The 8,111-nt window shown below is 71.1% G+C and carries 6 protein-coding genes; 3 read left to right on the top strand and 3 right to left on the bottom strand.

Features of this window, described 5'->3' with window-relative positions:
* The first annotated feature begins 57 nt into the window (after positions 1 to 57).
* Genes BM066_RS18645 through BM066_RS18655 form a run of 3 tightly spaced genes read left to right on the top strand, consistent with a single transcriptional unit; the run spans position 58 to position 5,791 of the window.
* Positions 58 to 1,575 (top strand): efflux transporter outer membrane subunit, encoded by a 1,518-nt coding sequence (locus tag BM066_RS18645; protein ID WP_089929867.1) that lies wholly within the window; start codon positions 58 to 60, stop codon positions 1,573 to 1,575.
* Complete coding sequence (locus BM066_RS18650; protein ID WP_089929868.1) at positions 1,572 to 2,651, top strand: efflux RND transporter periplasmic adaptor subunit; 1,080 nt, start codon at positions 1,572 to 1,574, stop codon at positions 2,649 to 2,651. The genes BM066_RS18645 and BM066_RS18650 overlap by 4 nt, the downstream gene beginning before the upstream one ends.
* Positions 2,651 to 5,791: an efflux RND transporter permease subunit gene (locus BM066_RS18655; protein WP_089929869.1), complete on the top strand. Its 3,141-nt coding sequence runs from the start codon at positions 2,651 to 2,653 to the stop codon at positions 5,789 to 5,791. The genes BM066_RS18650 and BM066_RS18655 overlap by 1 nt, the downstream gene beginning before the upstream one ends.
* 81 nt (positions 5,792 to 5,872) lie before the next feature.
* On the opposite strand, the gene BM066_RS18660 is transcribed toward BM066_RS18655, so the two are convergent.
* From BM066_RS18660 to BM066_RS18670, 3 genes are all read right to left on the bottom strand, one after another.
* Complete coding sequence (locus BM066_RS18660; RefSeq protein WP_089929870.1) at positions 5,873 to 6,358, bottom strand: thermonuclease family protein; 486 nt, start codon at positions 6,356 to 6,358, stop codon at positions 5,873 to 5,875.
* A gap of 57 nt (positions 6,359 to 6,415) precedes the next feature.
* On the bottom strand, positions 6,416 to 7,498 hold the full coding sequence (locus BM066_RS18665; protein ID WP_089929871.1) for a serine hydrolase domain-containing protein: 1,083 nt from the start codon (positions 7,496 to 7,498) through the stop codon (positions 6,416 to 6,418).
* A gap of 163 nt (positions 7,499 to 7,661) precedes the next feature.
* Positions 7,662 to 8,111: EF-Tu C-terminal domain-related protein (locus BM066_RS18670; protein ID WP_255367573.1), on the bottom strand; the 450-nt coding region annotated here is incomplete at its 5' end.

The following is an 8,111-nucleotide window of genomic DNA, read 5'->3' on the forward strand; positions in this document are numbered from 1 at the left end:
TCCCGACCGTCCTCCCCTTTCGGTCGCGCCTGCAGGTGATTGTTGATGAGTGAGATCATGACCGGAGAGCGCGGGCGCCCTCGGCCATCCCGATCCGGCGCCTCGATGCTGGCCCTGGGCCTGGCGGGCCTGGCCGTGGCCGGCTGCGTGAACACCCCGCGCCCGACGCCCGACACCCGCCTGCCGGCCGCCTACGAGACGCCCGCCGGTGCGACCCAGGCGGACCTCGACCGCTGGTGGACCAGCTTCAACGATCCGCAGCTGACCAGCCTGATCGAGACAGCGCTGGACAAGGCCCCCGACGCCCGCACCGCCGCCGCGGTGCTGGACGAGGCTCGCGCCGTGCGCCGGGGCCAGGTGCGCCAGATCTGGATCCCCGGCACGCCCCTGACCGGCGACGCCGGCCGCACCCACACGAAGATCCTCAGCCAGACCGTTCCCAGCGGCGGCATCCCCTTCACCCGGGGCGGCGACAGCGACAGCTACAACGCCAACTTCGACGTCAGCTGGGAACTGGACCTGTTCGGCCGCAAGCGGGCCGGCCTGGGCGTGGTCAACAACGACTTCGCCGCCGCCCGCTTCGCCTATGAAGGGGCCCGCGCCTCGCTGGCCGCCAACGTCGCCCAGTCCTATTTCGAGGCCCGCGGCCTGGCCGTGCAGCTGGACGACGCCCGCCAGACCGAGCGCATCAACACTTCGCTGCGCGACTTCGCCGTCAAGAAGGCCAATGCCGGCCTGGTCGCCACCTCCGAAGCCGACCGCGCCGAGGCCGACCTGGCCGACACCCAGGCCCGCGCCGCCAACCTGGAGGCCCAGCTGGATGCGGCCCGCCGCAGCCTGCTGATCCTGGTCGGACGCGGGATCGACCCGCTGGCCAGCCTGCCGGTCGACGCCAGGCTGGACCTGGCCCCGCCCGTGCCCGCCGCCATCCCCGGCGACCTGCTGGGCCGCCGCCCGGACGTGCGCGAGGCGGGGGCCCGCCTGGCCTCGGCCTCCGGCACGCTGAAGGTCAACGAGCTGGCGCTGCCGCCGACCTTCAACATCACCCCCGGTGTCGGGCTGTCCAAGAGCGTGTCGCCCAGTTTCGGCGGAGGCAGCGGCAAGAGTTCGACCTCCACCTCCACCTGGACCATCGGGGCCAATGTCTCGATCCCGGTGCTGAACATCCCGGCCCTGCTGGCCGACATCGACGCCCAGAACGCCCGCACCCGGCAGGCCGCCATCGCCTACGAGAAGACGGTGCAGACCGCCTATGGCGAGGCCGAGAACGCCATGCTGCAACTGGCCGCCGACCAGCGCCGCGTCGACCTGCTGACCGCCGGCGAAGCCCGGGCCCAGCGCGCCTACGACGCCAACCGCAAGGGCTACGGCCTGGGCCTGATCGACCTGACCACCACCCTGCAGGCCGAACAGTCCTGGCGCGCCTCGCGCGCCGCCCTGACCGGCGCGCGGACCGACGCCCTGCTGCACGCCGTCCAGACCTACAAGGCGCTGGGCGGCGGCTGGTCGCCAGCTTCCGTCTCTTCCCAAAACGTCGCGCAGGGCGCGGCTCCGGCCCAAGTTTCCTCGAAATGAGACCCTCCCCCATGACGACCCGCACCGCGCTCGCCGCCATGATCCTGATCGCCTCGACGGGCCTGACCGCCTGCGGCGACAAGAAGGACAAGGACGCCTCCAAGCCGGCCGCCGCCCAGGCCCGCGCCGTCAGCGTCGGCTCGGTCGAGACCCGGCCGCTGGGCGGCGGAGTCGAGGCCTCGGGCCAGCTGGTCTCGCGCGAGGAGGCCGCCGTCGGCTCGGAGCTCAGCGGCTACCGCGTGGCCCGGCTCTATGCCGACGAGGGCGACTGGGTCCGGGCCGGCCAGCCGCTGGCCCAGCTGGACGCCACCCTGCTGCGCGCCCAGGTCGACCAGCAGGCGGCCCTGACCGCCCAGGCCCAGGCCGAGGCCAAGCGCGTCGCCGGCCTGGACGGCCAGGGCGTGCTCAGCCAAGAGCAGATCGAGACCCGCCGCTACCAGGCCAAAGCCCAGGAGGCGGCGCTGAACGAGCTGCGCACCCGGGTTTCGCGGATGACCATCACCGCCCCGGTCGGCGGCCGGATCCTGCAGCGCGGCGTCCAGCCGGGCCAGATCGCCGGCGGCGGGACCACCCCCTGGTTCACCATCGCCCGCGACGGCCTGGTCGAGCTGGACGCCGAGGTCAACGAAGCGGACCTGGCGGGCGTGCGCGAGGGCCAGCCCGTTCAGGTCAGCCTGCCCGGCGGCCAGTCGGTGTCGGGCGTCGTGCGCCTGGTCAGCCCGCGGGTCGACAGCGCCAGCCGCCTGGGCAGGGTGCGGGTGCGCCTGCCCGTCCGTCCCGACCTGCGGCCCGGCGGCTTCGGCCGCGCCACGTTCGGGGCCTCCGGCGCATCGGTCACCGCCATTCCGGAGACCGCCATCCGCTACGAGGCCGACGGCCTGTACGTGATGACCGTCGACGGCGCCAACCGCGCCCACCAGACGCCGGTCAAGATCGGCCAGAAGGGCGGCGGCTGGGCCCAGTTGGTCCAGGGGCCGCCGGCCGGAACCCGCATCGTGCTGGGCGGCGCCTCGTTCGTCACCGACGGCGACGTGATCCGCCCCGCAGTCGCCGCCATCCAGCAGGCGGCCCGCTGATGGCTGGCGAACACAAGACCGGCGAGCTCCGCGTCTCCGCCTGGGCGATCAAGAACCCGATTCCCGTCGCGGTCCTGTTCATCGCCCTGATCATCGCCGGGATCGGCTGCTACATGGGCCTGCCCATCAAGCAGTTCCCCAATGTCGAGTTCCCCGCCGTGACCGTGACGGTCACCCAGAGCGGCGCGGCGCCCGGCGAGATGGAGACCCAGGTCACCCGCCCCGTCGAGGACGCGGTGGCCAGCATCTCCAACGTCAAGACCATCCGCTCGTCGGTGGTCCAGGGCGCCTCGACCACCACGATCGAGTTCAACCTCGGAGAGGACCTGCAGAAGGTCACCGACGAGGTGCGCTCCAAGATCGACCAGACCCGCGCCGTCCTGCCCAAGGAGGTCGACGAGCCGATCGTCCAGCGCCTGGAGATCACCAGCGCCCCGATCATCACCTACGCCGTCTCGGCCCCGAACATGAGCGCCACCGAGCTGTCGTGGTTCATCGACGACAGCGTCACCCGCGCCCTGCAGGGCGAGAAGGGCGTGGCCCAGGTGGCCCGGGTCGGCGGCGTCGATCGCGAGATCAACGTGATCATCGACCCCGACCGCATGGCCAGCTTCGGCGTCACCGCCCCGCAGCTGAACCAGGCCCTGGCCAGCTTCAGCGTCGACGCCCCCGGCGGCCGCGCCAGGATCGGCGGCCGCGAGCAGACCCTGCGGGTGCTGGGCGCGGCCACCACGGTCGAGCAGCTGCGCGCCATCACCATCCCGGTGGCCGGCGGCCGCTACGTCAAGCTGACCGACGTGGCTCAGGTCGGCCAGGGCGCGGAGGAGGAGCGCGGCTTCGCCCGGCTCGACGGCAAGCCCGTGGTCGCCTTCCAGGTGATGAAGACCCGCGACTCCAGCGACGTCGCCGTCGAGGACCGCGTCAAGAAGGCCGTCGACGCCCTGGAGGCCAAGCAGCCGGGCGTGACGTTCGTGAAGATCTTCTCGACCGTCGACGAGACCCGCGCCAGCTTCGCGGCCACCGAGCACACCCTGCTGGAAGGCATGCTGCTGGCCTCGCTGGTGGTGTTCCTGTTCCTGCGGGAATGGCGCGCCACCCTGATCACCGCCATCGCCATGCCGGTGTCGCTGATCCCGACCTTCGCCTTCATGGCGATCATGGGCTTCTCGCTGAACGTCGTGACCCTGCTGGCCCTGACCCTGGTCATCGGCATCCTGGTCGACGACGCCGTGGTCGAGATCGAGAACATCGAGAAACGCGTGGCCCGGGGCCAGAGACCGTTTATGGCGGCGATGGAGGGGGCCGACGCCATCGGCCTGGCGGTCGTGGCCACCACCTTCACCATCGTGGCGGTGTTCGTGCCGGTGTCGTACATGCCCGGCACCCCTGGCCAGTTCTTCAAGGAATTCGGCCTGACCGTCGCCGTGGCCGTGCTGTTCTCGCTGGTGGTCGCCCGCCTGCTGACGCCGCTGCTGGCCGCCTATTTCCTCAAGCCGTCGAAGGACCCGCATCCCCGGCGCGAGTTCGAGGGCTTCTATCGCGGCGTGCTTGACTGGTCGCTGGACCACCGGTTCCTCAGCATCGTCATCGGCACGGTGATCCTGATCGGCTCGTTCGCCCTGGCCGGCCTGCTACCCACGGCCTTCCAGCCGGCCGGCAACGCCAACTACTACTACCTGAAGGTCCAGGGTCCGCCCGGAGCGACCACGGCCGACATGGAGCGCACCGTCCAGTCGGTGACCGCCATGTTCCGCAAGCGCCCCGAGACCGCCCACGTCTTCGCCCAGGTCGGCTCGAACATCGGCAGCGGCTGGGGCGGCCAGAGCGGCGCCGATCTCCGCGACGCGACGATCACCATCGTGCTGAACGGCAAGCGCGACATGACGGTGACCCAGATCAAGCAGGCCGTGCGCGACGGCCTGCACGACATCCCCGACGCCCGCGTCAACCTGCTGGGCGACTGGGGCACATCGGAGGTCCAGACCATCCTGATCTCTGACGACGGCCCGCTGCTGGAGCGCACCGCCGCCCGGATCGAGCGCGAGATGCAGTCGCTGGGCACGGTAGCCGATCCGCGTCCCTCGTCGCCGCCCAGTGGTCCCGAGATCGTCATCCGGCCCAAGCCCGACGAGGCCGCCCGCCTGGGCGTCAGCGCCGCCGACATCGCCGCCATCGCCCGAGTGGCCACGGTCGGCGACATCGACGCCAACGTCGCCAAGATGACCCAGGGCGAGCGGCGGATCCCGATCCGCGTGCGCCTGCCGGCCGAGACCCGCGCCGACCTCGACGCCCTGGGCGCCCTGCGCATCCCCACGGCCGGCGGCGGCACGACCCGGCTCGACACGGTCGCCGACCTGTCGTTCCAGGCCGGCCCGGCCAAGATCGACCGCTTCGCCCGCAAGCGGCAGGTGACCATCGAGGCCGACCTGGCCAACGGCGCCCAGCTGGGCCAGGCGATGGGCGATGTGGGCAAGCTGCCGACCATGAAGAACCTCCCCCCCGGCGTCGGCCCGGCCACGGCCGGTGACCAGGAGGCGTTTGTCGAGCTGTTCACCGGCTTCGCCATCGCCCTGCTGTCGGCGGTCGGCCTGGTGTTCGGCGTGCTGGTGCTGCTGTTCCGCAGCTTCTTCAAGCCGATCACCATCCTGTCGGCCCTGCCCCTGGCGATCGGCGGGGCGTTCTTCGCCCTGCTGGTCACGGGCCAGTCGCTGTCGATGCCGTCGCTGATCGGCTTCCTGATGCTGATGGGCCTGGCGGCCAAGAACTCGATCCTGCTGGTCGAGTACGCCATCGAGCAGGAGCGGGCCGGCATGGACCAGCGCGACGCCATCCTCGACGCCTGTCACGAGCGGGCCCGGCCGATCGTCATGACCACCCTGGCGATGATGGCCGGCATGTTGCCCACCGCCCTGGGCATCGGCACCGGCTCGGAATTCCGCCAGCCGATGGCCGTGGCGGTGATCGGCGGCCTGATCACCTCGACCGTGCTGTCCCTGGTGCTGGTGCCGGTGGTCTACGAGATCGTCGACGACATCGAGCGCTGGCTGACCCCCAAGCTGTCACGCATGACCACCCCGCGCGAGGCCGAGGGCGCGACGCTGGCGCCGGTGGATCGGCTGCGGGGCGGTGGCGCTCGATAGCGCGCCCTCCTTCGTTGTCATCCCGGCCCTACGCTTCGCTTCGGCCGGGATGACAACCATGGGGGCAGTTGAGTCCAGACCCTAGTCCAGCAACGAATGGACCGTCGGCGCGCCCGCCGCCTTGCCGCTGATCGGTTCGCACCAGGCGAAGCGGCCGTTCAGGCCGTCGGTGCGCCGCGCCGCCAAGCCGGCCTCGTACATCTCCTGGCCCAGGTCGACGCCGTCCAGCTTGACGACCGCCAGCTGGCGATGGAACTCGTCGAAGCCCGCCGCCGGCTCGACGGCGATGTCGCGGGCGTCTTTGACCTTGGCCCGCACCCAGGCCAGGGTGGTCTGGGCCGCCGTGGCCTCGGCCCAGCAGCGGGCGTCGGGCACGCCCTGCGGCGCATAGGCGTTGGCCAGGCGCACGTGCTTGCCGTCGATCACCATGGCGTCGGCGCTCAGCACCCGCACGCGGTCGCCCAGGCCCGGCGGCAGGGCGATGGAGGCCGGCGGATCGGGCGTCCTCTGGCAGGCCGCGAGGCCGGCGCCCGCCAGGGTCAGGACGATGAGCTTGGTGCGGATCAACAGATCACCCCCGGTTTCGCAGCAGGATAACGTGTTCTCGCGGGGCCGGGAACCGGCCTAGGCCGGTGTCACCGCGCCGAACAGCTTGTCGGCGAACAGATCCAGGGTCTTCTGCGACAGGCTGGTGTTGTTGAGGATCACCACGCTGGTCCGGGTGTCGAAGCGGTGCCCCAGCACCGAGCGGTAGCCGGCGGTGTTGCCGGTCTCCCAGCCGGCCGGATAGGGCTTGCCGTCCACCCACAGGGTGCGGATCCGGCCGCCCAGGGCATAGCTGTCGCTGGCGACCTCGATGGTCCGCAGCGCCTGCTGCGAGGCCGGCGAAAGGAACCCCGTGTCGAAGATCCGGTGCGCGGCCTTCAGCAGGTCCGAGGCAGTGCTGCGATAGCCGCCGCTGGCGGTCATGAACGACAGGGTCGTGTTGGGTCGCCGCTGCGGCGGGGCGACCGCGGCGTAGCCGGCCGCCAGCCGGGGCGAGGCTTTCGCCGCGGGGCCGGCGTCGGTGTCCTTCAGGCCCAGCGGGTCCAGGGTGATCGTCCGCATGGCGTCGGCGTAGCCGCGTCCGGTCGCCGCCTCGATCACCGCCGTCACGATCATCCAGTTGGTCATGGCGTAGTCGAAGCGCGCGCCCGGCTCGAAGGCCAGGTCGCCCTCGGCATAACGCCGGACCGCTTCGCGCGCTGGCAATTCGAAGGTCAGCACCGTCGGATCGGCCTTGGCCGCCGACATGAAACCGTTGGGCACGCCGCTGGAATTGGACAGCAGCCGGCGCAGGGTGACCTTGGCGCCGGTGTCGGCGCGATAGTCGGGCAGCCAGGTGGTGATCGGCGCGTCCAGCGACAGCTTGCCGGCCTCGACCAGCTTCAGCACCGTCGTCGCGGTCAGCCACTTGGAGATCGAGGCTATGCCGTAGACGGTGTCGAGGCTCGCCGGCTTGCCCGCCTCGATGTCGGCCAGGCCGAAGGCGCGGGCGTAGGTCGGCTTGCCGGCCTGGCCCAGCATGACCACGCCGTTGAAGCCCTGCTCCTTGACGAAGGCGTCGACGAGCGGATTGTCGGCCTCCAGGGGCTTGGCGGCGAACGCCGCGGCGGGGGTCAGGGCCAGGCCGGCGCCGGCCAGCAGGAGGTCGCGTCGGTGCAGCATGCAAGGCCCCGGTCGGGCCTCCGAGCGAGGCCTTGGCCAGGCTAGGGGGCGGCGGAGGCCGGGTCACCTTAAGGTGTCGTAATGCGGCGGTCCCCCAAAGCAAAAGGCCCCGGAGTTTCCTCCGGGGCCTTCGCATTGTCAGCCGAAGCTAGATCGTTCGAGACTACTCGACGATCTTGGCGACGACGCCGGCGCCGACGGTGCGGCCGCCTTCACGGATGGCGAAGCGCAGCTTCTCTTCCATGGCGATCGGGGTGATCAGCTCGACGTCCAGCTCGGCGTTGTCGCCCGGCATGATCATTTCCACGCCTTCGCGCAGCTTGATGATCCCGGTCACGTCGGTGGTGCGGAAGTAGAACTGCGGACGGTAGTTGGTGAAGAACGGGGTGTGACGGCCGCCTTCTTCCTTGGTCAGGATGTAGGCCTCGGCCACGAACTTGGTGTGCGGGGTGATCGAACCCGGCTTGCACAGCACCTGGCCGCGCTCGACGTCCTCGCGCTTGGTGCCGCGCAGCAGCACGCCGACGTTGTCGCCCGCCTGGCCCTGGTCCAGCAGCTTGCGGAACATTTCCACGCCCGTGCAGGTGGTCTTCTGGACCGGACGGATGCCGAC

This window comes from Caulobacter sp. UNC279MFTsu5.1 (genome assembly GCF_900114015.1).
GTDB lineage: Bacteria > Pseudomonadota > Alphaproteobacteria > Caulobacterales > Caulobacteraceae > Caulobacter.